This is a genomic window from Erwinia amylovora (assembly GCF_017161565.1).
Lineage (GTDB): Bacteria > Pseudomonadota > Gammaproteobacteria > Enterobacterales > Enterobacteriaceae > Erwinia > Erwinia amylovora.
This window is the reverse complement of record NZ_CP066796.1, coordinates 2,224,980-2,247,371: the sequence shown is the minus strand read 5'-3', so window position 1 is coordinate 2,247,371 and position 22,392 is coordinate 2,224,980. Positions and strand designations below refer to the sequence as shown.

Here is a 22,392-nt window from a genome sequence, read left to right as displayed (position 1 = left end):
TTAGCGTGTTGTAACAGATTGAAACTGTGGCTCAATCTGCGTGCCTGCAATGCTGTTCAGCAGCGTTGACATGGTTTTCTGAGATACGCCCAGAATCACGTCCAGTACATTCTGCTGGCTGTAGCCAGCAGCCAGCATTTCCCTCACCGCCTGTTGGGGGATTTGGCCTTGAGCCAGAACCACCTGGCATGTAAAGCGATATAACACGGCCAGCTTGTCGGGAAGGGTTTCAGGCGCGTGAGCCAGTGTTTTCAGCGTTTCCTCCGCGACGCCTTTATGTTGCGCGATCCAGTTATGGGCCTGAACCGTATAATCACATTGATTAAGGGTACCGGTAGTAATCCAGACAATCGCGCGCTGCTCTTCGTTCAGAGAACATTGGGAAAAGGCGTCATGGGCATACTGATAAGACGCGAGCAGGGCGGGTGACTCCGCCATGTACGCGCTTTGCCAGGGGATCCAGCCAAAACCATCAATGGAGCTTTGCAACAACGGGCGGCTGGCCGCCGGTGCGCTGTCAAGAGTGTGCATTTTAAGGATGGACATTTTTGTTCCTTGATGAATTATCGAATATGAGAAGCAAACACCGACCAGAGCATATGGATGGGGCGCGTAGGTGAAACAAAGTCAAGGTTGTGTATTCGGGCGGCCACTTCCGTTGTTAAAGCGATATCCACTTCACCGATGGCCACAGCGTGTGCAGCCGCACTGGTAGATGACATTTTTACTATCCGTTCGACAGATATCCCCGCAGGTAATAACTCTTCTATTAACGGGATGGGCGCCGGGTGCGAAGCAATATATAATGGCCGGTCAGGTAGGGTTTTATTAGCGACTAAACCATAAAGCGGAGTGTCATAAAAAAACGTTGCCAGCAGCTTTAACTTGGTATCCATGTAAAATTCATTGATATTCGGGTACGCATTAGCGACGATCAATAAACCCTTTTCATCTTTAATATTCTCTCTTGCGCACTCGTAGGAGTCATTGAGATGAATTTCGCGCGGGCATTTCTCGTAGTTTTCATTCATCCAGTCATTGAAAAACTGCGAAGCATATTCACTGCTTGTTCCGGCCGGACCTAATGTGTGGACTGGAAAATCCACCGCACGGTCCAGCCCTATATTCATGAAATGGTAGCTCATTTCTCACCTAAATAGACTATTTAACTTAACAAATACGCGTCAGCCAGTGGTTAAAGGCGTTCAATTCCCCGCGAACCGCTTTCTCATAAAGTTCTTTCAGCGAAAGGGATATACTCTGCGAGTCCATGCTGTGAAGCCGGTGATGATCAATCCGGGCTACAGGGGATATTTCGACGCCAGTACCCGTCAGGAAACATTCATCAGCCGTTAATAACTCCGAGGGTAATATGTCGCGCTCAATCACTTCCAGACCAAGGAAATCTGAGGCAAGCGTTATAACCGTGTCGCGCGTGATGCCTTGCAAAATATGTGCAGTCACCGGCGGGGTGATCAGCTTTCCGCTCTTGACTATAAAGACATTAGATGTGGTCGCTTCAGCAACGTAGCCGTGCTGGTTAAGCATAATGGCATCGTCATATCCCCCGCGGTGTGCTGCTTCCATTGCCAGTGCTGAGTTAACGTAACTGCCGGTGATTTTGGCTCTGACAGGTATCGAGCTGTCGGCAACACGACGCCAGGCAGAGAGGGTACAGGCAATACCGTCCTGCTTAACATAGGCTTGCATATCCAGACTGTTGACTGACAGTCCGCTGCTGACGCCTGAAAGCTTCACGCCGAAACCACTACCCGGCAGAAGATGGCGTTTATACGCAATCGGCCTGATGTAACAGTCATTACTGGCTTCGTTACGCTTCAGGAGCGTCAGCACTAACTCTTTCAATGCCTGGTGTTCAGGCAGGTCATCAATTAACAGCAGCGAGGCTGACTGGCAAAGTCGGGTGAGATGGTCATCCAGCCGAAAGACGTTGACTTGCCCATCAATAACGCTGGTATAACCACGGATCCCCTCGAATACTGCGGTTCCATAATTAAACGCCTGTGTTGTGACAGGCAGTAGGGCGGCACTGGCCTCAACGAACTCGCCATTGAGGTAGCTCCAGCAATGGTGGGCCGGTGCTGACTGACTGGTTTTGTTGGGGACGTCCTGCTTCATTATTTAAATCCCCGGTTGATCAACGCCAGAGCCGCTTCTCGATCGCTGTTGTCGGCAGCGGGCCGCAAATCATGAATACGGGCTGCTTTCCAGCTCACCATAGCCGAAGTGCCAGTCACACCGCTGGTTTCGCCAATGACGAGACTGATTTCAACGCCGGCAATCTTTTGCTTCAGATGGGCCTTAACCTTACTAAGGACCGGGGCGACGTCGGCATCTTTGTTGAACATCTCGACCGTAATGTTGAGGACATCGGCATGGTCTTTTCTGTCAATCTGAATGGCATAGTCCAGACAGCCGTTCAGATGCTCAAGAAGCGCTGCCTCTAAATCCCATGCACAGTAAGCTGTACCGTTGAGGGTAAGTACATCACGCACGCGCCCAATGGGAACAATTTTTTGACTGCCGTCAGGCATATAAGTTGAGCGAACCATATCGCCAGTGCGGTAGCGAATAAGAGGTTTCTGACCCTGATAAAGATGGGTAATAACAAGCTCACCGGTCACCTGACCTTTAGTGATGTCGTAACCCTTACCACTGACAGGATCGATAATTTCGTAGTAATTGTTTAACGGGATGGTGTAAAGATGACTGTCGCTGGCGCAGACCGCAAGAATGGATGACTCCTGTGAGGCGTACATACAGCTGTAAACATGCGCGCCCCATACATCACCAATGTTCCTTAACAGCGCCGGAGTGGTCAGCTCACCTACGGTGAGAATTAACCTTACGCTGGTAGTGGCCGGATCCTGACCGGAATCTTTGATAAAGCGCGCCACGGAAATAGCCACGGCGGGGGTGCAGACCAGGGCGGTAATGCGTAATTCGTTGATCAATGCCAAGACACGTTTCATGCCAACGACAGGCGAACGCGGCCACATCTTGACCACGCTGTGGCCCATGCTGCGAAAGACATCTTCGAACGTGTCGCCGGTTGAGTGCAGCTCGCTTGGCCCCATTACCCCCACGATATGATTTTCACCGTGCTGTGCAAATATATCCCGGTAATGAATTATCAGCGGCGTATTATTGTGAATTGAATCGACCTCATTACGCGGACAGGGTGTGGGATTTCCCGTTGTGCCGGTTGTTTCACAGTAAATCCAGCTTTGATGCAGGGGAGCAGAGGCTAATGATGCACCGTGGCTTCTCAGATCATCCTTGGTGGTGAAAGGCAGAGAGCTTATTTTTGCGGTCGTCAGGGTATCAATGTCAGCTGCCGTTAAACCCTGTAAACGTTCACGATAAAAGGGAGAGTTATTTACTACGTATTTAATATTCTCTCTGAGTGCATTTTCTTGCAGGGTATGAAGTTGTTTTAAGCTAATTTCTCCTGCTTCAAATTTCAGGTGTTGATTATAAGTTTCCTTTGCCTTCTCAATTATACCATCTTTAAAAATCGCGTACATCTTGCCAGCCTCTATAGAGAAGTGTTGAACGTTAAGATTTGAATACTCAGATACAGTCAGCAGCATATCTGCTGCTGACTTACCGGGATGGTTTGCTTTAACACTATTTATAAAGTGGCAGGTTCCCTGTCATTTTGGTGATTTTCTTTTTTGGGCCGATCAACCCTATTGCCACTAATTCAATGTTATTACTGTTTACCGAAGAAATTCGCTCTCCGTACTCATCATAATTCTTGCACGACTGGGCTAATGCGCTAAAGGGCATAACGTAAATTTCGTCATCGCTTTCAGCATTATTTAGCAGCTGATGAATATAATCTCCCGTTGCGAGCAGGACGGGAAGGGGGCTGTAAATCACTCCCGGATAATTCACTGCATCCTGACTTTGCATATCAGGGCCGACAAGATTTCCAACCGTGCGACCAAAACTAATGCCGATGACGCTGGCTGCATTTATCGCAAGGCCGGCTGGGAGATCTCTGTCAATTACAATCGTGCAGCGATGCTGGCTGGCTTCAAACTTCATCTTCAGTCCTTTATAAGCGTCTTTTTAGCAAACGGCAGTGAGTTCATTTAGTCGCGCAAGCAAACCCCTGTTTAGCGTAGAATGGCTGTTAAGCTCAATATCAACGACTTTCCAGTCTGCGATGGCTTGCCATTTTTTTACGCCGGCCTGGTGGTCAGGATGAATCAGATAGGCGTTAAGATCGTCACGGCTTTCAAAAAGGCCCATCACCATAAAATCAGCTGCGATCTCACGTTGCGTGGTATTCCTGCCACAGGCCCAACCCTTGATTTCATCAATAAAATTTGGGTGTGCATGGGTCGCTCTCTCGGCATCGATTACCTCTTCAGAGGTCCAGTCAAGTTCTTTTTTCAATGTAAACAGTACAATATGCATTAACACGGGGGTCGCTTTCTCCTCATGCTGCTTGCGAAGAATCATTAAGTGATTAAATGTATTATGCAGTGGCTTTAAGGGAAATTGTTACCTATATTGGGTGATAACAAAATGTTATCTGGAAATAATTTCCTGTTTTTGCCGCGAAAAAGAAAGGAATTTACCGGTATGGCACTTGGTCCGACAGAAATGAAAATTCTCAAACACCTGCAAGCCGATGCTCGCGTAACTAACCAGGAGTTAGCAGAGAAGATAGGAATGTCGGCATCGCCCTGCTGGCGTAAGGTGCGTAAGCTGGAAGAAGAGGGGGTCATCCAGGGCTACCGTGCCGTGCTCAACCGAAAAAAAATAGGCCTGGGCGTGATGGTCTTTATCCGGGTAGCGATTGACAGCCACAGCGAAGCTGATGCTAAAAAGTTCGAGCAGGAGGTGACAGCCCTGGAAGATGTGGTTGCCTGTTACAGCGTGGGTGGCGATGCCGACTTTCTGTTGCAGGTAGTGGCGTCCGATCTGGACTCCTACGCCGAATTTGCCATGGCTGTGGTGCGCAGGTTACCGGGGATCAAAGAGATGCAAAGTATGTTTGTACTTAAGGAAATCAAGCCTCTGGTGACCTACCCACTTAAGAAGAGGGCTGAGTGAATGTCACATAACCCGTCTTAAAAGAGATAATACGCAACCGTCACCGGCGTTGATAACATGCTACTGAACGCTCAGAAGCAGGGTCAGCAGTTATACACGGGAGGCTTCAGAAACACGGTGGCTTTCTATATTTAGCAAACCGGGATGTAGCCAAACGTTGAAAGTAAAAAGCCCGCTCAGGTTTCCCCGAGCGGGCTTTTTTAATCTGGCTCCTCTGACTGGACTCGAACCAGTGACATACGGATTAACAGTCCGCCGTTCTACCGACTGAACTACAGAGGAATTGTCGTAACGGGGCGCATCATATACAGCGTTCCTGAGGATGTCAAAGCCTGTTTTCGTTCATCGGGATTAACTGCTGAATAAATCAGCACCTGCTGTGCGGAATGGGGCTTAGCTGCCCACCGCCCCCGGTGACGGGCGTTTGGGTGCCTGCAAACGGTTCAGTTTTGCCATCAACAATTGTATGATAATAGTACTGAGCCATAATTAAGCTAACATAATGAAAAAACTGATTTCTTTTCCGCTGCTGTGTGCTGTGCTGGTTGTTATTGCCATCATTTTTGCTCTGACCATCCGCAGCTGTGCCACACGCCCGCTTCAGGCGCAACCGGTTACGCCCAGCACGACAGCGTAGCGCCTGATGAGGGAAGCCGACAGGATCGTGCCCCGTTAACATGATTTCTCACCCCGATCTGGCTGCTTTGGTTGGTAGTGAATTATCGGCGTTGTCTCGCGGGCTTTAACAGGCCAACGGCAGGTTGCCCAGCTAAGGGAACCCGAAACGGCATTGTTCGCAGGTGTTCTGACGATCGTCCCTCTGAAGTAAAAACGCAGATGCTGTGACCCGGTTTTTAGCAAAATCAGGCAAGTGATTTATAATCAGCGTGTCCTGTTTGCGCCGAAATAAATCATGTCCTCCCCGTTGCCCACAGGAGAAAGCCCCGTGAACCAGAGCCAACGCGAACATATTGCCACCGTGGTAGCCAGTATTGACGGCAGACCGCCGTCTGTGGCATTGCGTCAGTATGATCAGGCAATCCGCGACTCCTGGTTGCGCTGTGTCGAGTTACACAGGCTTGAACCGAGTCGGATGCAGGAAGCGCATATTTTGCCGTGGGCGCAACTTCGTGAACATCGTCAACGTATTGAAGAGTTTCGCTGCATCGCCCGTCATGTTTTAAAAGCGCTTTATCAGCAAATTGTTCCGGCTGGCTATGTGGTGCTGCTGACCGACGCGCAAGGGGTAGTGGTAGATTTTCTCGGTGATGATACGGGGGATAACGGACTGCGCCGTGCCGGACTGTTCCCTGGAGCTCAGTGGTCCGAAGCCTTTATGGGGACCTGTGCGGTTGGTACTGCGCTGTCGACGGGCAGGGCGCTAACCGTGCATCGCGGGGATCACTTCGACGCAATGCATATTGCACTGACCTGTAGCGCCGTGCCGCTGTTTGACTCCAGGGGCCAGCTTATTGCGGTACTGGATATCTCCGCCCTGTCCTCCCCACAGCCAAAGTCCAGCCAGCAGCTGGCGTTACAGCTTGCCCAACTGGCCGCGCAACAGATTGAAAATGCCTGGCTGATGCATTGCCATCGTGCTGACTGGGTGCTGAAGCTTAGCCCATCCTATCCTTTCGACGAGGTTTGCGCGGATTTCCAGATTGCTTTTGACACTGCCGGGCGGGTAACCGGCTTCAACCCGCGCGCCCGCCGCATGCTGGAGCAGGAACTCGCCGACTGTCCTTCTATTTACCACGGGCGCAGCACCCTGCTGGGCACACCGATCGACCAGCTGTTCAGCACCTCCATCGATAATTTGCCCCAGTGGCTGTCCGCTGCCAACGCCAGCCAGAGGACGCTGGTTTTGTGCAGTAGCGGATCGGTCCTCCATGCCAGTGCACGGCAGCCGGACGGTCGGGGCGGACAGCAGACGTCCGCGGCAGCGCGAAGCTTGCCCGCCCCGCTGGCAGCATTGTGCGGCGGCGATGCGGATTTGCAGCAGCAACTGCAGCGCGCAGCACGTTTGTTAAATACACGTTTACATTTGCTGGTGCACGGTGAAACCGGCAGCGGGAAAGAGTACTTTGCTAAAGCGTTTCATCAGTCGGGCGAGCGCGGCAACCGGCCGTTCATTGCCGTCAACTGCGCTGCAATCCCGGCGGAACTGATTGAAAGCGAGCTGTTTGGCCATCTGCCGGGCAGTTTCTCCGGTGCGGGCAGCAAGGGGCGGCGTGGCCTGATTCAGGAGGCTGACGGTGGCACGCTGTTTCTTGATGAAATCGGTGATATGCCGCTGACGATGCAGACACGCCTGTTGCGGGTACTGGCTGAACAGGAAGTGCTGCCGGTAGGAGCATCACGTCCTGTTGCGGTCAATATTCGGGTCATTTCTGCTTCTCATCACGCGCTTGAACGTCTGGTCGAGCAGGGGCGTTTCCGTGCCGACCTGTTCTATCGTTTACAGGGGGCGCAAATATCGTTGCCGCCGCTGCGTCGGCGTAGCGATCTTGACTGGCTGATAGGCAATATGCTTGATGCGCAGGTGCAGCTTTCTCCGGCAGCTCGGCAGCGCCTGCATCAGCACGCCTGGCCCGGCAATCTGCGCGAACTGAGTAACGTGCTGGCCTACGCCACAGCCATGTGTGAACGCGGGCGTATCGAGGTTGTCGATCTGCCTGACAATGTCGGGGAACCGGCGCTTTTGCCGCACAGCCTCTGCGAACAACCCGAGCTGTCGCAAGATGCGTTGCGGATTATCCAGCATCTGCGTGCCGCCCGCTGGAACCACAGCGCTGCCGCACGTCAGATGGGGATCAGCCGCATGACGCTGTATCGCCGTATGCAGCGCTTTGGCATTACTTCTCCACAACCACAATAAAGCTGCCAGCGCCTGGGTCGGTGGCGCAGGCGCTTAGCCTACCCAGGCGACAATAACGAGGTGATTATTGTGGTGGACGAACCAGTATTTTCACCTGGTTTTTTTCTTTCACCAGCGTTTCAAATCCCTCAGTCACCAGGTCCGCGAGATCGATGCGCTTTGTCACCAGCTTTTCTGCCTGGAAATATCCCTGGGTCATTAGCTCCATCACCGCCGGGAAAATATGCCGATAGGCAATGATACCTTTTACGTTACGCTCTGCCAGCACCACTGTATTGGGGTGGAACGAAGCCTCGCCTTCCCAGATGGAAACGATGATTGTTTCGCCTTCGTAACGCGAACTGTCGATACATTGCTTCAGCACCACCGGTACGCCGGTCACCTCGAAAGCAACATCTACCCCGCCTTTGCTCCGTTCACGAATGGTAGCCACCGCGTCCTGCTGGCTGGGATCGATAACCACATTGGCTCCCAGCTCGCGCGCTTTTTCTGCCCGCTGCGGCGACAGCTCGACCACGTAAATCTCTGATGCACCTGCTGCACGCAAGGCTTCAATCATGAGCAGGCCAATCGGTCCCGCGCCAAAAACCGCCGCTTTATCTCCGGCCTTCAGCTTGCTCATCCGTACCGCGTGCAACGCCACGGCTGCCGGTTCGACCAGCGCCCCTTGCTCATACGAAAGTCCCTCTGGCATGGGATGCACCATATGTTCTTCGACCACGGTAAAGGAGGAAAACCCACCGCCGCCGCCGGACAGTCCATGAAAACCGAGATCCGCGCACAGATTATATTTCCCTTCGCGACAGGCTTCACAGGTACGGCAGGAGAGGACAGGCTCAACCACCACGCGGTCACCCACTTTCACTTTAGTCACACCGTTGCCCACCGCGACAACCTTGCCGGAGAACTCGTGGCCCATCACAATCGGGGCAACGTCATGACTGAGTTTGTGCGGCTTACCGACAGGTGCAAAGATCGGGCCAGCGAGATATTCATGCAGATCGCTGCCGCAGATGCCCGTCCAGGCGACTTTAATTTTTACCTTGCCAGCGCTGACCAGGGGTTCTTCAATATCTTCAATCCGAATGTCATGGGCTTTATGCCAACGAGCTGCTTTCATCTTCTTTTCCCTTGAGATTGGTTAATTGCCTGCCCATTGTCACCGTGGCAGTGACCGGCGCGGGCGCTCTGGCAGGTTAATGCGAAAAGCGTGCCACAATCGGGAAGTGGATTGTCAGGGGTAAATAAGGATATCCGTAACAGTGAGAGCGCGAAAATGATGCAGTTTGTGACACCTGTAACAGTGACAGGTGTCACAGAGGATATTAACGGAATGGCGGCTCATCAAAGGTGCGCAGTTTGCGCGAGTGCAGGCGATCTCCTTCCGCGCGCAACAGATCGATGGCGCGAATGCCAATTTGCAGGTGTTCGGAAATGGCCCCTTCATAGAAACGATTTGCCTGGCCCGGCAGCTTGATCTCGCCGTGTAACGGCTTGTCTGAGACACAAAGCAGCGTGCCATAAGGGACGCGGAAGCGGTAACCCTGGGCGGCAATAGTAGCGCTTTCCATATCCACCGCTACCGCACGACTGAGATTAAAACGCAGTGCTGAAGCACTGTAGCGTAGCTCCCAGTTTCGGTCATCAGTGGTCACCACCGTACCAGTACGCAGCCGCTGCTTCACCTCTTCACCCGGCATGCCGCTCACCTCTTTGGTGGCGTCGTACAGCGCGCGCTGAACCTCCGCAATACTCGGGATCGGGATATCCGGCGGCAGAACCGCATCCAGTACATGATCATCGCGCAGGTAAGCATGTGCCAGCACATAGTCGCCGATGGTTTGACTTTCGCGCAGGCCACCGCAGTGACCAATCATCAGCCAGGCATGCGGACGTAGTACCGCCAGATGGTCACAGATAGTTTTGGCATTCGATGGACCTACGCCAATATTGACTAACGTGATGCCCTGACCATTGCGGGCGGTCAGGTGCCATGCGGGCATCTGATGCTTTTTCCACGCCAGATCGGACACCGCCTTTTCGGGATGTAACGTGTCGCGGGTAATGCTGATGCCGCCCGCGCAAGAGAGCGTCTGGTATGGCGAAGCGGGGTCAGCAATTTGCGCACAGGCCCACAAGACAAACTCATCGACATAGCGCGTGTAGTTGGTGAACAGCACATAGGGCTGAAAATCCTCAACCGGGGTACCGGTGTAATGGCGCAGACGCGCCAGCGAGAAATCCGTGCGCAGCGCATCGAAGTGCGACAGCGGGAAGGTTTCTCCCGCTGGTAGCAGCCCGTCAGCGTTTTCATCGCCAATTTGCGACAGTTCGGTGGTTGGGAAGTGCCTGGCGATACCGGCGCTCATGCTGCGATCCAGCATGAGATCGGAGCCATCAATCACGTACGGGAAGGGGATCTCCTGTTGTGACGGTAGCACCGCGATCTCAATCGGATATTCGCCGCTCAGCATATTGAGCTGTTCACTCAGATAGTGACGCAACAGCGACGGGCGGGTAATGGTGGTGCTGTAGCAGCCTGCACGGGTAAAGCGGCCAAACGCACGGGTGAGGCGCTGCGACGGTGCGCTACCGTTCCATTTAACGCGAAGCTGCGGATAAACAAACAGCCCGGCGGCGCGCTGGGCCGGGTCCGGCAGGCTGCCGTCGGCGATAAAAGCGGTGATGGCAGTTCGCAGGGCATCTACCGCCGAGTGGTACTGGCTTTCAAGGGCATCGAGCGCCTCGTTGACCGTCAGGGATCGCACTTCGGGTTGAGTCATGAAAACTCCTTACATGGTTTACGGGGCTGTTGCACAGACTAACTCAAGATGGTGATAAAGGTTAGCGTCGGTGATACTGACGGAAACGTCCAGCGGTGTTTAAACTTGATCAGTATCAAACCTCACAAACCTGAAAGTGAAAGCGTTATAGTGACAATACGCGATTGCACATTATCAGCCGCACTGCTCACATTGAGTCAGAAAAAAAACGGGGCTGGAGCGCTGGCGCATACATAGTCGGACGGGAGGTGAACGCAATAAATAACGCATGGCGTGATCTGAAGCTTTTAACACGGGCACGCGAAGTCGGGGGGGCGGGTGGCAAACTGCGTCATGCTGTCGAACTGCCGAACTGCCGAACTGCCGGACGGCTTTCATTTCACATTTACGCTTTGAGCCGACATTTATCTAAACTACCAGACAGAAAACAATCAGCCCGCGCATTCTTGCCGTCGCGGGCTGTACAGCTCTGCCGCATTTAACCTAAGCCGGGCGGGTTATTCACTCTACGTCACGCTTAACATCACCATTTTTCAGTATGAATGTCAGCTTGCCATCCCAAAATTCAGCAATAAAAACGTCATCACGTTTAACGGCTATTCTCTCAAGCTTGCTGTTAAGCCAGTCTTCATCTTTCTCGATGCCGTTTAATTCCGAAAATCTGGGGGTTCCATCTTTCATTAATATGATGGAAGGCATTTTTCCTCCTTCACAGACGACTGAAAGCGAGCCGCTTGGTTCAATTTGCGCATAGCGGATCTCCTGGAAAGAGTGAACTCCCTGTGAGTGAAGTTGTGATGCAACATTCAATATATCAATTTTGTTTTTTCTTTTTAAAATGTTGTCCATCAGAAACTTACCATTTTTGATAATGGGTATTGGCTCGCCAATGGTAAAGGAGCGGAAAAACCAGATATGCTTACTTACCCAGTTTAGCAGGGATATCAGGCTTACTCCGATCAGAAGAACCAAAATATACTGATGCATAGGGATAGCATCACTATAAATAACACCGCCTATTATGCCACCAAGAACAAAGTTGCCAATGAAATCAACCGGAGTCATTTGAGAGAGTTGAGTCTTACCGGAAAAATTAAGATGCGAAATAACTACAACAAAGCCGATTATAAATTTGGTCAGAACAATCGCATAGTAAATCATATTTTTATCCTTGCAAGAAAAAGGGGGCATACAGCCCCCTTAAAATGACGGTTGAGACAATGATGGCAACCACCATATTGCTAAAATTGAACCCACCAGCCTTAGCCAATCTGAACGGGATGCTATCCCAGCCGCCGGCTATTACGCCAGAAAAGCCGGGGATAACCCAGGATAACATTCCCATTCCCGGCTCCTTATCAGCCATTATTGGCAATTATTGTTGTTGGGGGCTGTCAACCTGTTTGGGCTGAATACTGTCTTTGATTTCCTTTGCCTGCCCGGCTGCGTCTGAGGCCAGAGTATTAGCACCGGCGATGGCATTATCCTTAATCTGACCTGCCTGCTCTACGATCCGGTCGCTTTGCTGTTTTGCATCAGCCTTGATGGCTTCGGCTTTGTTCCGGGCCTCGTCTGACAGAGAGGCTGCCTTACTGTCTGCTTCAGCTTTGATCGCTTTAGCCTTATCGGTTAGCTGCTGCGCCTGGGTTGATGCTTCCTGCTTAATAGCGTCAATATGCTTGTCCACATCTTTTTCTAGTGCGCTGGCTTTATCTGCAGCAGCATCTTTGATTTGTGCGGCATTGTCCTTTGCTTTATCGAGGTTTGCATCTACCTTTGATGCATCATCGCAGCCTGAGATAAGCAGACAAATAGCAGAGGCAAGGAGGGTTTTATTCCATAATTTCATGCATTTTCCTTTTGGATTTATCATGTTGAACGCAAAATATTTTGATACAGAAGTGACTCAGGGCTGGCGAGCCTGGAAAATGTGGTGCAAAGGCCATCAGAATGTAGGTTTCTGCATTAGTAGGAAGCATCCTATAGTCATGAATATAGTAATTTATTTCTGTGCGTCAAGTATTTTTTAAGACAACATGAAGTGGAATATATGGCTGTCAGCAGATGCTAAAATGTCATGTGGTCTTAGAAACACCATGACATCAAATATTCTGTCGCCTAATCAAACCAACTATCGATAGGGTGATTGAAAAATTCAATAAATTCGCAGTATAAACAACGTGCTGATAATTTTTTCAACGATCGGTCTTTACTGAGCCGTTTTAGACAAGCATTAATGAAAATATTCTATTTTTATCAGCTATATAGATAAGTGAAATTATGTCTACCTATTCTGAAACGTTTAAAACGCTCACCGGCCTTTGTGCCATAAAAGCGGTAACTGTACAGGTTGGCAGGCTAACATTAAGCCAACGTCAAAGAGTCATTCATTTAAACAGCTGATATAAATAAATCAATTGCAAAAAAAATAGTACCGCAACCTGATATGTAATTGAAGCGGACAGGGTGAAAAATGTCGTCGCTATAAGGCAACCCCTGGGTTTTGGTGTTGATTGTGCGTAACTTGATTCGATCTTGAAGGTGAATAATATCAAACAGGCAGAGTTAGTGCGCCTGGCTATTCATCAAAAATATATTGACTTTTAACTATATAGTAAACATCATATTTTTTGATGTGTGCGCACTGGGTCTCACACTCCTTAAGGACGGGTGAGTATTTTTTTTTAATTTCGCAGCAAGGATCGTTGGTCTAATGAAAGCTGTCTACACGCCTGGAAGATCATGGGTATCTTCTGCTCCTTTGATTAATAAAGAAAAAGATTATCTTTCACTCAGTGGTAATAACTGGGACGATTATAGTTATAAAACAACGCTGAATGCTGCATTATACATAAATGGAGAAATCAGCTTAAATTTCCAGCTTAAAATCTTGATTGAAAACATTTCATATACAGCCAGTCACCTCGATAAGTTGTGCAAGGAAGGTTGGGATGGCATTTTTCCTATTCCCGGAGAAAATTATATCTCAGTCGTTTCAGATATCGATTTTTACAAAATTACGCACTCCAGATCGAAAGATAACATAACTAAATCCTTCCTTAGCGATATCAGAGATGCAGGCTATGTGATCAATATTTTAAACGATCATAAAGCAATCGAATTGTCACAAACAGAAGGTTTTAACAACTCTTTACTTAGAGAGAGTGGTGCGAATAAATCTTATCAGGATGGTTGGCGGATATTGGATGGTAATGAACAAGAAATCAATAATTTTAAATTAAATCTGCTAACTGAAAATAGAGAGGTGAGAACTATCTCATTAAATTTTGAATCGGAATTATTACCCTATGATATAAACGTGTTGATTGGTCCAAACGGAATAGGAAAGTCATTTAGTTTAAAGTCTCTTGTAGAATACTGGTTGCAAATAGGCAGCGGGGATCTAAAAATATTAGAGAAGATCAAACATACCCCCTTTGATGTAAGACCTAATATAAGAAGGCTGATATTAATTTCTTATAGCCCTTTCGAAGACTTTATTCTGGCTTTAAGTAAGAAGGATAATTTAATTGACACGGATGCCTATAAGTACTTTGGTTTCAGGAAGGAAAGGAAAAACAAAACGGTCGGTATAAGTCGAAATTTACCAAAAGAAGACGCTGCTAAATCTATTATAGATTGTATTTACCAGGATAAAAATAATAGTAAAAATTCCTGGTGGGTAAGTAAATTCTCATCGGTAGATACATCATTAAAAACTGAACTGAAATATGACCACATAGCAGTGAAAGTTCGGGGAGGTGAACATAGTCAGCTCCCTGCTGAAGATATAATTGAAATCAAAGATGAATTTTATTTGATATTACACCCGAAGCTGGCGGTAAATATAAAATCCAGTGTTTTAGACGAATACTGCATATTCCAGGCTGGAGTATTTTTTGTAAAGAATAATAAACTGATTGATCTTAGCTCGGGTCAAAGTCTCTTCACATTCATTGTGATCAATGTAGTTGGAGCCATTCGCGAAAATAGTTTAGTGGTGATAGACGAACCCGAGTTATTCTTGCATCCAAATCTTGAAATTGAATTTATATCTTTACTTAAAAAGACACTTAAGCCATTCAAATCTAAAGCGATACTTGCGACTCATTCCTTAGCCATTGTTCGAGAAGTCCCATCCAATTGCGTTCATATATTCCGGGATGAAGGGTATGGATTGGATATTGTTAAGCCACCCTTTGAAACATTTGGTGGAAATATGCAGAGGATTTCTACTTACGTCTTTGGAGATAAATCAGAATCTAAACCATTTGATATTTGGCTAAAAGAAATGGTTAAAATACACGAGCCTGAACAGCTGATTGAAATGCTGCAGGGGCAGGTAAACGAAGAGATGATTATGAAAATCATGAGGTTAGGAAAGAAAAATGGTCTCTAAAATAAATCTACCTTCAGAGGATTCAATTGAAGTATGGAAAAACGTTTTTTTGCAGAGAAGCGCATACCGGCCATATAAAAAATTTTATAATCTTATATATCAACACATTATTGCGCAATATGCATTGTATATTAATTGCGGCGGCGATCCGAATATCGTTAAGCCACTCGAATTGATTAATTTCACAAGTGACATTACTGAAGCAGCAGCAAGGAAATTGACCTTGCAAAATCTTTATGCAGCGAAAAGAAATAAAAAACCATATGAAATATTAGACGCTATGCGGAGAAAACATAAGCTTCTATATTGCCCGACCTGTGGTGAAGACGGTTCACCCGGAACGCTGGATCATTATCTGCCTAAAGATGTTTTCCCTGAATTAGCCATTTGTCTGGCAAATTTGACCCCAATGTGTAGCCGTTGTCAGGAGGAAAAATCCACAACATATCAGTCGGAGAGTGGGGGTAAGGCTTTCTTTCATCCTTATTTCGATATAATTGATCAATGTTTGTTCAAGGTTGAGATAACTCCTCCTTTTAATGCTCCTTCTGATTTCAAAATAATCATCAGAGAGAATATCAGTGCTGAATGCAGGATTTTAGCTAAAAACCATTTAGCAGGTTTGGACTGGGTATCACGTTTCAGAACTTTCTGCGAACAGAAGCATCTGCATTTGCTGCGCATGGTTTCCGAAGAACGAGACGATGAAGAGCCTTTAAGTGCCGGAAAAATAGCACGTATTTGCCTCCGCCAGGAGGAGCAAAAATCCTTTAATTCGTGGGGAGCAATCTATTATCGTTCTGTGTTGGAGTCTGCAGAATTTCTGGATTATTTAAATAATGCTGAACTACCAGATAACTTGTAGTTTGCTTATTTGCGGAGGTCGTCTCTTGAATAATCATTTATATCTGTTTGATGTTTTCAGGCTGCATTATGTTTCGTTAAAAGATTTGCCATTTCATGAGGTTCCTGTTTGCCTCAAAACTCAGGGCTAACGCTCAGTATCAGGGAGCTATCAGCTGCATCCAGTGAAAGTACCTCTTGATGTTACTTAGCAGAAGTGGGTAGGCGTAATGCTTGAACGAACCAATCAACCAAAGCAAAAAGCAGATGCCTTGCAGCATCTGCTTTTCTAAATTTGGCTCCTCTGACTGGACTCGAACCAGTGACATACGGATTAACAGTCCGCCGTTCTACCGACTGAACTACAGAGGAATTGTCTGAACGGGGCGCATGTTAACGGTGCGGCGGCTGAATGTCAAAGGACTATTTCTGCTGCGCGGTGCGTTTGCTGATAAAAGCAGCATGCTGTTACTGCGGGGGTTAAGCTGGCAGCCAGATATGCATCAGCTTTCACCTGACTGGTGCATGAATACCCGGGCCGAACGCGAGAGGTTTCACCTTGACAGGCGCAGATGCGCACAGGGAAGACCTTATTAACAGTATGATTATCACCGCTGCGGTCTCCATCGATATGTACCGCATCCGCAAAACGCACCAGGTCAGATTACATTAGCCTGTGATGAGCCTGTACCGCACAGCCCAATCGCACCTTGTGCACCATTAACGAGCAATCGCTAAAACGCAGTGCGTGCGTTCATACCCGGCTGGATGTAGCAGGCTATCAGATTCTCTTATTTCTCCTTCTGTCAGGCCGCATATTTTTCATATCCATGCACGCCATACTTTTCTGGCACGTCAATTGCATTACCCCTGAGTCAGAATGAAAACTTATTATAAACGCCGGCACCACTGGCATGTGTGGATACGCGACGGGGGGCACCATGAATTTAAAACGACTGAAGTATTTCATTAATATTGTCGATACCGGCAGCCTGACTCAGGCCGCTGAAGTCCTGCATATTGCCCAACCTGCTCTCAGCCAGCAGGTAGCGACCCTGGAAAACGAACTTGATCAGCAGCTGCTGATCCGCACCAAGCGCGGTGTGACGCCAACCGAAGCGGGCAAAATCCTTTATACACACGCACGGATCATTTTGCGTCAGTGTGAACAAGCTCAAACGGCGGTGATCAATGCCGGACAGGCGATGGCCGGGCAGGTATCCGTGGGTTTTGCGCCGGGATCGGCGGCGGCATCACTGACCTTGCCCCTGCTGCAAACCGTTAGTGAACAGTTCCCGGATGTTGTGGTGTATCTGCATGAGAGCAGCGGGGCGTCACTAAACGAAAAAGTGATGAATGGGCAGCTTGACATGGCGATGCTGTACGATCGGGCGCCAACGGCTGGCATTACCAGTATTCCATTGATGAAAGAAGAACTCTGTCTGGTGGGCACCGGCCCTTGCCCGGGGCAAAGCATTGACCTGGCTGACGTGGCAGAGATGGCGATGTTTCTGCCGCAAGACCACAGCGCGGTGCGTAAGCGCGTTGATGAAGCCTTCGCACTGTATCGTTTGAAAGCTCGCATCATCGGAGAAATTGAATCCACTGCCACCCTGACTGCCGCTATCTCCAGCGGGATGGGCGTTTCGGTTATGCTCGAATCTGCCGCGCATAAGCTGGCCAGCTCAACGCATGCCTGGATGGCGCGCATCACAAACCCAACGCTTAATCTGCCGCTGTCACTGAATTATTCCGCTAAACTGCCGCTGTCACCCTCCGCCCAGGCGGTGAAAAGTATCCTGTTAGACTTGCTGAACAAGCCGAAGGCAGAAGATCGCGAGCTGCAGCTGGTCAGCTAATTCCTCTTTCAGGCCAGGCGTACCAGCGTGCGCCTTATCACTAAAAAACATATAAAACCTTTTTTTATTATTTGTTGCTATCGATTCGCATCCCTAACATGTTGTAAACCAGCAGACAACAGACGGAGTGAATCGCGTGAATTTCCAGCAACTTAAAATCATCCGGGAAGCCGCCCGCTGCGAATTTAACCTCACCGAAGTGGCTAATACGCTGTTTACCTCCCAGTCTGGCGTCAGCCGCCATATTCGCGATCTGGAAGATGAACTGGGCATAGAGATCTTTATCCGTCGTGGTAAACGTTTGTTGGGCATGACTGAACCGGGCAAGGCGCTGTTGACCATCGCCGAGCGTATTCTCGATGAGGCGGGTAAGGTCAGACGTTTGGCCGATGTGTTCACTAACGAATCCAGCGGCGTATTGACCATCGCCACCACCCACACGCAGGCGCGCTACAGCTTACCGAAGGTGATTAAGGCTTTTCGCGTGCTCTATCCTAATGTACGGCTTGAACTGAATCAGGGGTCACCGCAGGAAATTGTCTCGATGCTGATGACGGGCGAGGCAGATGTCGGCATTGCCAGCGAGCAGCTGGTGAATAATCCGGCACTGGCCGCATTCCCGTGGTTTAGCTGGCATCACGCGCTGCTGGTGCCGCAAGGTCATGAGCTGCAGCAGCAGCAGCCGGTTTCGCTGGCCGCACTCAGCCGCTACCCGCTGATTACCTACCGCCAGGGGGTAACCGGACGCTCCAGAGTTGACCGCGCCTTTCAGGACGCCAGCCTGCAGGCAGATATCGTGCTCAGCGCTCAGGACTCTGACGTGGTGAAGACTTATGTTGAACTGGGGTTAGGGGTAGGCATTCTGGCGGATCAGGCTTGTCAGCTGGAGCCACATTCGTCGCTGCACCGCCTTGATGCCAGCCACCTTTTTGAAACCAACACCGTCTGGCTGGGGCTGAAGCGAGGTCAGCTGCAGCGCAACTATGTCTGGCAGTTCCTTGAGCTATGCAACGCTAACCTCTCTCTGGAGGAAATTAAGCGGCAGGCGCTGTCAGTCAATGAAGAAGAGCCAGCAATCGATTTTCAGATCTGAGCACGCTGGTGCACGCCGTCAGGGTTCACTCCTTCGGCGATATCAAGCTTTACGGCGTGAAGGCTCAGGTTGCGAAACAGAAGAGGACCCGCAGAATAAAGCGTTCCTTACAACAGCCTGAGCTGACAAAGTCAACGGGCTGGGCGGCAGGCTGAATGCAGGACATGCCGGTAACATTTGACCAAACCGCAACGGGAAGTGGACTGATTTTTGTGGTGGGCGCTGGTGATTTCAGTGCTCCTCATTTAAATTTTAGCCATATGGATCTCAATTTAGTTGGTTTTATTCCTGCACTGTTACCCGTCGCGCTCTCCCCCGGCGCGAGTTTTACGCTGATGATGAACAGTGCGCTGGCGCGCGGGCCGCGCGGGCTGCTCAACACGCTGGCCGGAACGGCTTTAGGCATATACACGCACGCGCTGCTGATTGGTTTCGGTATGACAGCGGTGCTGGTCTCTTCTCCGGCAGCGTATGGCTTACTGAAAATTGTCAGCATCGCCTGGCTTCTCTGGCTGGGTAGTCAGCTGATCCTCAGTGGCTGCAAAGCCCATAACACAGAGTCTGCCAGCGCGGTAGCCGTCACGCTGCAGGGCGCGTGGTTGGCTAATGTACTGAACCCTAAAGCCATTATGTTTTATCTGACGGTGGTGACACAATTTGCCGGCAGCGACGGCGGAATGGCACATTATCTGCTGCTCGCCTCCGTACACATTATGGTGATGACCGTCTGGCTTGTTGGCATTAGTTATGCGCTGGTTTTCTCAGCGAGAAAAGCCAATTCATTGATGCTAAAAAAATACGTCAATATTGCTGGCGGAATAATGCTGATTTTCTTTTCTCTGTTCAGCCTGTTTCACTAACCTTTATTTCTCTGCACCCTGCCGGCTTAAACCTTACCTCTTCCCGGTCGTTAAACTCCTGAGCTGGTGCAAACCTGCACGCCGTTCCCGGTGGGCATACGGATATTTCTATCATAACGATCGGGTTATTCATCCAGCCTGACTGAAAATAAAGCGGCGAAATAACCGCGCAACATTAGTTTGTCTGGCTTTCAGGCATTTTATTTTCCTTGTGCAGGCATAATTTCAGCATGACTAAAAAAAAGCGCAGTCAATCAATACGATCACTGCTGGCGCTGCTGTAAGCGCCAGCAATGACCGCCACGCCCGGGACGTGGTCATCCACAACATTACTTTCAACGCATACGGGGTGTGGCGTTCAGCCAAATTACGCCGACCGGAGCAGGCGGGTGCCTGATAAACTGGGGGCTGTTCGACGGGTTACGCCAGCGCTAATCCCGGCGCGGGCGATAGTTTCACCCTCATTGGCGCGGATCTGTTTATCGACAGTCTGTAGCGCGATATTCGCTTCAGCGTGCCTGCTGCCGCCAGGGATGTCACTGCATTGGCGCCCGTGCAGCTGTGGCGGTTTCGTGGTAATAAAGTGGCTTATTTCGCGTAATGCGCCGCCGGGTCGCTTAATGCGGCGATCACGCTGACGCAGCAGGTGGTTGAGCCGGTAGCGATCCACGGCATCATGTTGCGGGCGGTGGACGAAGCCGAAGCCGTTGTGCTTTTTCGCCGCTGATGCTTGCGGACATGCACAGCATTGGCAAGTGCTATCCGCACCAGATGTCCGGGGTTCTGCTTCAGCGGCTGATGAACGCATGGTACTGATGGGCGAGCTGAAAGTGGTGATCCGCAATGTACATGTAACGGGGGATACTGCATTGTGGTCGAACGCTTACAGACAAAGGCGGGTTTAACCGCCCGGTTTCATTACGACCGATTAGCAACTGTAAAGGGAAGGAGCAATATGCCCGCACCGATTCGATATGTACAGGACAGCCCGTATTTCCCGCCAGAGAGCGATGTGGTGGTGATCGGCGGCGGCATTGCCGGAACGGCCGCAGCTTACGAGCTGGCAAAAAAGGGCGTCAGCGTGGTGCTGATAGAAAAAGGGCTGGTGGGCGGCGAGCAGTCGAGCCGCAACTGGGGCTGGTGCCGTCAGCAAAACCGCGATGAGCGTGAACTGCCGCTGATTATTTATGCCCTGCAACGCTGGGGAGAACTCGGCGCGGAAACCGGTGAAGAGCTGGGCTTCCGCCGCAGCGGTCTGGTTTACGCCACGCAAAACCAGCAGGACATGAATGCCTGGGAAGCCTGGAATACCATGGCGCAAGGCTACGGCATGCATAGCGAACTGCTCAATGCCGTGCGTGCTAAAGCAATGACGCCGGGCAGTACCAGCGGCTGGCTGGGCGGTGTCTTTTCGCCCACCGATGGTCACGCGGAGCCAGCGCTGGCGGTCCCCGGGCTGGCGCTCGCCGCCCGGCGTCTGGGCGCGAAGCTGTTTCAACAGTGCGCGGTGCGCGGTCTGGATATTTCAGGCGGTAAAGTCAGCGGCGTGCTGACCGAACGCGGCCTGATTAAAACCCGTCGGGTGATCTGCGCGGGCGGGGCATGGACCTCGATGTTCTGCCGCCGTCACGGCATCGATCTGCCACTGGCTAACGTCATCGGCACGGCGTTCCGCACCGCACCGCTTGAACAGCACATTGCGCTACCGCTGTATACCCCCGGCTTTGCCTGTCGTCCACAAATCGACGGCAGCTACACGGTTGCCGTTTCCGGCCGTGGCCGCCTTGAACCGGGCGTGCAGAGCTTGCGCTACGCGCGCCAGTTCTATCCAACCTACAGATCGCGGCGTAAGGATCTGACAATTGCCCCAGGCATCGGCCCGTTTTTGCGCGGGCCTGAATCACTGGCGCGCTGGCAGATGGACGGCGTATCGCCGTTTGAGCAGGTACGTATTCTCGATCCGCGCCCGGATCTGGCGCTGGTGGAAGAGGGGCTAAGAGCGATGCGCAATGAATTCCCACAGATGGCGGCGCTGCGTCTGGAGCAGGCCTGGGGCGGCATGATCGACAGCACTCCCGATGCCGTACCGGTGATCTCCGGCGTAGGCAAATTGCCCGGGCTGATTGTTTCGGCTGGCTACAGCGGCCACGGTTTCGGCATCGGGCCGGGAGCGGGGCGGCTGGCGGCCGATCTTGCCACCGACGACAGTCCGGTTGTCGACCCGACGCCGTTCCGTTATGAACGTCTTATCGCCGGTTCCGGCCTTGACGCGCCCGGCATGATGTAAGGACCCGGGATGACAATTAAACGGGTTGCCATGAACGAATGCCATCTGGATGACGCGTTTGCCCTGACGCAGCAGCTGCAGTGGCCGCACCGCCACACCGACTGGCAGCAGATGTTGCTGTCGGGCGAAGGACTGGTGGCGCTGGAAAACGGTACGCCCGTCGGTAGCAGGCTGTGCTGGCGCTGGGGGCGCAATTACACCATCCTCGGTTTGCTTCGTCGATGCGCGTTGCCGGGGGCGCGTATCGCAGCCTGCTGCTGCGTGCCACGCTCGGGCGTTCTGGCGAGCGGCGCGTAGGT

General features: G+C 50.7%; 21 protein-coding genes and 2 tRNA genes. 9 read left to right on the top strand and 14 right to left on the bottom strand.

Annotated elements, in window-relative coordinates; translation table 11 throughout:
* The 6 genes from JGC47_RS10465 to JGC47_RS10440 all read right to left on the bottom strand — a co-directional run bounded on the left by JGC47_RS10465 (position 1) and on the right by JGC47_RS10440 (position 4,494).
* Positions 1-546 (bottom strand): carboxymuconolactone decarboxylase family protein, encoded by a 546-nt coding sequence (locus JGC47_RS10465; protein WP_004158241.1) that lies wholly within the window; start codon positions 544-546, stop codon positions 1-3.
* 17 nt (positions 547-563) lie between these two features.
* Entirely contained in the window at positions 564-1,145 is a 582-nt protein-coding gene (locus tag JGC47_RS10460) for a hypothetical protein (RefSeq protein WP_004158240.1), read from the bottom strand.
* Between the two features lie 25 nt (positions 1,146-1,170).
* Positions 1,171-2,139: a branched-chain amino acid transaminase gene (locus tag JGC47_RS10455; protein ID WP_004158238.1), complete on the bottom strand. Its 969-nt coding sequence runs from the start codon at positions 2,137-2,139 to the stop codon at positions 1,171-1,173.
* Positions 2,139-3,548, bottom strand: a complete 1,410-nt coding sequence (locus JGC47_RS10450; protein ID WP_004164435.1) for a phenylacetate--CoA ligase family protein — start codon at positions 3,546-3,548, stop codon at positions 2,139-2,141. The genes JGC47_RS10455 and JGC47_RS10450 overlap by 1 nt, the downstream gene beginning before the upstream one ends.
* 103 nt (positions 3,549-3,651) lie before the next feature.
* Entirely contained in the window at positions 3,652-4,074 is a 423-nt protein-coding gene (locus JGC47_RS10445) for a DUF2000 domain-containing protein (RefSeq protein WP_004158235.1), read from the bottom strand.
* A gap of 24 nt (positions 4,075-4,098) precedes the next feature.
* Positions 4,099-4,494, bottom strand: coding sequence for a Dabb family protein (locus JGC47_RS10440; protein ID WP_004158234.1), 396 nt, complete (start codon positions 4,492-4,494; stop codon positions 4,099-4,101).
* Positions 4,495-4,617: 123 nt separating this feature from the next.
* On the opposite strand from JGC47_RS10440, the gene JGC47_RS10435 reads away from it, so the two are divergent.
* A complete protein-coding gene (locus tag JGC47_RS10435; RefSeq protein ID WP_004162418.1) occupies positions 4,618-5,091 on the top strand; it encodes an Lrp/AsnC family transcriptional regulator in 474 nt (157 codons plus the stop codon).
* Positions 5,092-5,297: 206 nt separating this feature from the next.
* Here JGC47_RS10435 and JGC47_RS10430 read toward each other — a convergent pair.
* A tRNA-Asn gene (locus JGC47_RS10430) sits at positions 5,298-5,373 on the bottom strand.
* A gap of 664 nt (positions 5,374-6,037) precedes the next feature.
* Between JGC47_RS10430 and JGC47_RS10425 the strand changes: the two genes are divergently transcribed.
* Positions 6,038-7,969, top strand: coding sequence for a sigma-54-dependent Fis family transcriptional regulator (locus JGC47_RS10425; protein ID WP_004158228.1), 1,932 nt, complete (start codon positions 6,038-6,040; stop codon positions 7,967-7,969).
* Between the two features lie 64 nt (positions 7,970-8,033).
* Here JGC47_RS10425 and JGC47_RS10420 read toward each other — a convergent pair whose 3' ends face one another.
* From JGC47_RS10420 to JGC47_RS10400, 5 genes are all read right to left on the bottom strand, one after another.
* The gene (locus tag JGC47_RS10420; RefSeq protein ID WP_004158227.1) at positions 8,034-9,089 is read right to left on the bottom strand and encodes a 2,3-butanediol dehydrogenase; all 1,056 of its coding nucleotides are present in this window, start codon (positions 9,087-9,089) and stop codon (positions 8,034-8,036) included.
* Positions 9,090-9,294: 205 nt separating this feature from the next.
* Positions 9,295-10,752: an AMP nucleosidase gene (locus JGC47_RS10415; protein ID WP_004158226.1), complete on the bottom strand. Its 1,458-nt coding sequence runs from the start codon at positions 10,750-10,752 to the stop codon at positions 9,295-9,297.
* Positions 10,753-11,253: 501 nt separating this feature from the next.
* Positions 11,254-11,913, bottom strand: coding sequence for a DUF421 domain-containing protein (locus JGC47_RS10410; RefSeq protein WP_013036102.1), 660 nt, complete (start codon positions 11,911-11,913; stop codon positions 11,254-11,256).
* 4 nt (positions 11,914-11,917) lie between these two features.
* Entirely contained in the window at positions 11,918-12,097 is a 180-nt protein-coding gene (locus JGC47_RS10405) for a hypothetical protein (protein WP_004158223.1), read from the bottom strand.
* A 30-nt stretch (positions 12,098-12,127) separates the two neighbouring features.
* Positions 12,128-12,601 carry a V-type ATP synthase subunit E family protein gene (locus JGC47_RS10400; RefSeq protein WP_004158221.1) on the bottom strand — a complete coding sequence of 158 codons (474 nt, stop codon included), beginning with the start codon at positions 12,599-12,601 and terminating at the stop codon, positions 12,128-12,130.
* A gap of 864 nt (positions 12,602-13,465) precedes the next feature.
* Here JGC47_RS10400 and JGC47_RS10395 point away from each other — a divergent pair.
* Positions 13,466-15,151, top strand: coding sequence for an AAA family ATPase (locus JGC47_RS10395; RefSeq protein WP_004158219.1), 1,686 nt, complete (start codon positions 13,466-13,468; stop codon positions 15,149-15,151).
* Positions 15,141-16,016: a hypothetical protein gene (locus tag JGC47_RS10390; protein WP_004158218.1), complete on the top strand. Its 876-nt coding sequence runs from the start codon at positions 15,141-15,143 to the stop codon at positions 16,014-16,016. The genes JGC47_RS10395 and JGC47_RS10390 overlap by 11 nt, the downstream gene beginning before the upstream one ends.
* Before the next feature lie 274 nt (positions 16,017-16,290).
* Here JGC47_RS10390 and JGC47_RS10385 read toward each other — a convergent pair.
* A tRNA-Asn gene (locus JGC47_RS10385) sits at positions 16,291-16,366 on the bottom strand.
* Between the two features lie 569 nt (positions 16,367-16,935).
* Here JGC47_RS10385 and nac point away from each other — a divergent pair.
* From nac to JGC47_RS10370, 3 genes are all read left to right on the top strand, one after another.
* Complete coding sequence (nac, locus tag JGC47_RS10380; RefSeq protein ID WP_004158211.1) at positions 16,936-17,853, top strand: nitrogen assimilation transcriptional regulator NAC; 918 nt, start codon at positions 16,936-16,938, stop codon at positions 17,851-17,853.
* Between the two features lie 136 nt (positions 17,854-17,989).
* On the top strand, positions 17,990-18,946 hold the full coding sequence (gene cbl, locus JGC47_RS10375) for an HTH-type transcriptional regulator Cbl (RefSeq protein WP_004158209.1): 957 nt from the start codon (positions 17,990-17,992) through the stop codon (positions 18,944-18,946).
* Positions 18,947-19,206: 260 nt separating this feature from the next.
* Positions 19,207-19,806: a LysE family translocator gene (locus tag JGC47_RS10370; RefSeq protein ID WP_033477689.1), complete on the top strand. Its 600-nt coding sequence runs from the start codon at positions 19,207-19,209 to the stop codon at positions 19,804-19,806.
* A gap of 367 nt (positions 19,807-20,173) precedes the next feature.
* Here the strand turns inward: JGC47_RS10370 and JGC47_RS10365 are convergent, their stop codons facing one another.
* Complete coding sequence (locus JGC47_RS10365; protein ID WP_223386145.1) at positions 20,174-20,614, bottom strand: hypothetical protein; 441 nt, start codon at positions 20,612-20,614, stop codon at positions 20,174-20,176.
* A 147-nt stretch (positions 20,615-20,761) separates the two neighbouring features.
* Between JGC47_RS10365 and JGC47_RS10360 the strand changes: the two genes are divergently transcribed.
* Both JGC47_RS10360 and JGC47_RS10355 read left to right on the top strand, forming a co-directional pair.
* Positions 20,762-22,093: an NAD(P)/FAD-dependent oxidoreductase gene (locus tag JGC47_RS10360; protein WP_004158205.1), complete on the top strand. Its 1,332-nt coding sequence runs from the start codon at positions 20,762-20,764 to the stop codon at positions 22,091-22,093.
* 9 nt (positions 22,094-22,102) lie between these two features.
* Complete coding sequence (locus JGC47_RS10355) at positions 22,103-22,390, top strand: hypothetical protein (protein WP_004158204.1); 288 nt, start codon at positions 22,103-22,105, stop codon at positions 22,388-22,390.
* Positions 22,391-22,392 lie beyond the last annotated feature (2 nt).

Coding starts and splice junctions, on each gene's coding strand:
- JGC47_RS10465 (WP_004158241.1), bottom strand. CDS start 546: ATGTCCATCCTTAAAATGCACACTCTTGACAGCGCACCGGCGGCCAGC.
- JGC47_RS10460 (WP_004158240.1), bottom strand. CDS start 1,145: ATGAGCTACCATTTCATGAATATAGGGCTGGACCGTGCGGTGGATTTT.
- JGC47_RS10455 (WP_004158238.1), bottom strand. CDS start 2,139: ATGAAGCAGGACGTCCCCAACAAAACCAGTCAGTCAGCACCGGCCCAC.
- JGC47_RS10450 (WP_004164435.1), bottom strand. CDS start 3,548: ATGTACGCGATTTTTAAAGATGGTATAATTGAGAAGGCAAAGGAAACT.
- JGC47_RS10445 (WP_004158235.1), bottom strand. CDS start 4,074: ATGAAGTTTGAAGCCAGCCAGCATCGCTGCACGATTGTAATTGACAGA.
- JGC47_RS10440 (WP_004158234.1), bottom strand. CDS start 4,494: ATGATTCTTCGCAAGCAGCATGAGGAGAAAGCGACCCCCGTGTTAATG.
- JGC47_RS10435 (WP_004162418.1), top strand. CDS start 4,618: ATGGCACTTGGTCCGACAGAAATGAAAATTCTCAAACACCTGCAAGCC.
- JGC47_RS10420 (WP_004158227.1), bottom strand. CDS start 9,089: ATGAAAGCAGCTCGTTGGCATAAAGCCCATGACATTCGGATTGAAGAT.
- JGC47_RS10415 (WP_004158226.1), bottom strand. CDS start 10,752: ATGACTCAACCCGAAGTGCGATCCCTGACGGTCAACGAGGCGCTCGAT.
- JGC47_RS10410 (WP_013036102.1), bottom strand. CDS start 11,913: ATGATTTACTATGCGATTGTTCTGACCAAATTTATAATCGGCTTTGTT.
- JGC47_RS10405 (WP_004158223.1), bottom strand. CDS start 12,097: ATGGGAATGTTATCCTGGGTTATCCCCGGCTTTTCTGGCGTAATAGCC.
- JGC47_RS10400 (WP_004158221.1), bottom strand. CDS start 12,601: ATGAAATTATGGAATAAAACCCTCCTTGCCTCTGCTATTTGTCTGCTT.
- JGC47_RS10395 (WP_004158219.1), top strand. CDS start 13,466: ATGAAAGCTGTCTACACGCCTGGAAGATCATGGGTATCTTCTGCTCCT.
- JGC47_RS10390 (WP_004158218.1), top strand. CDS start 15,141: ATGGTCTCTAAAATAAATCTACCTTCAGAGGATTCAATTGAAGTATGG.
- nac (WP_004158211.1), top strand. CDS start 16,936: ATGAATTTAAAACGACTGAAGTATTTCATTAATATTGTCGATACCGGC.
- JGC47_RS10370 (WP_033477689.1), top strand. CDS start 19,207: ATGGATCTCAATTTAGTTGGTTTTATTCCTGCACTGTTACCCGTCGCG.
- JGC47_RS10365 (WP_223386145.1), bottom strand. CDS start 20,614: ATGCGTTCATCAGCCGCTGAAGCAGAACCCCGGACATCTGGTGCGGAT.
- JGC47_RS10360 (WP_004158205.1), top strand. CDS start 20,762: ATGCCCGCACCGATTCGATATGTACAGGACAGCCCGTATTTCCCGCCA.
- JGC47_RS10355 (WP_004158204.1), top strand. CDS start 22,103: ATGACAATTAAACGGGTTGCCATGAACGAATGCCATCTGGATGACGCG.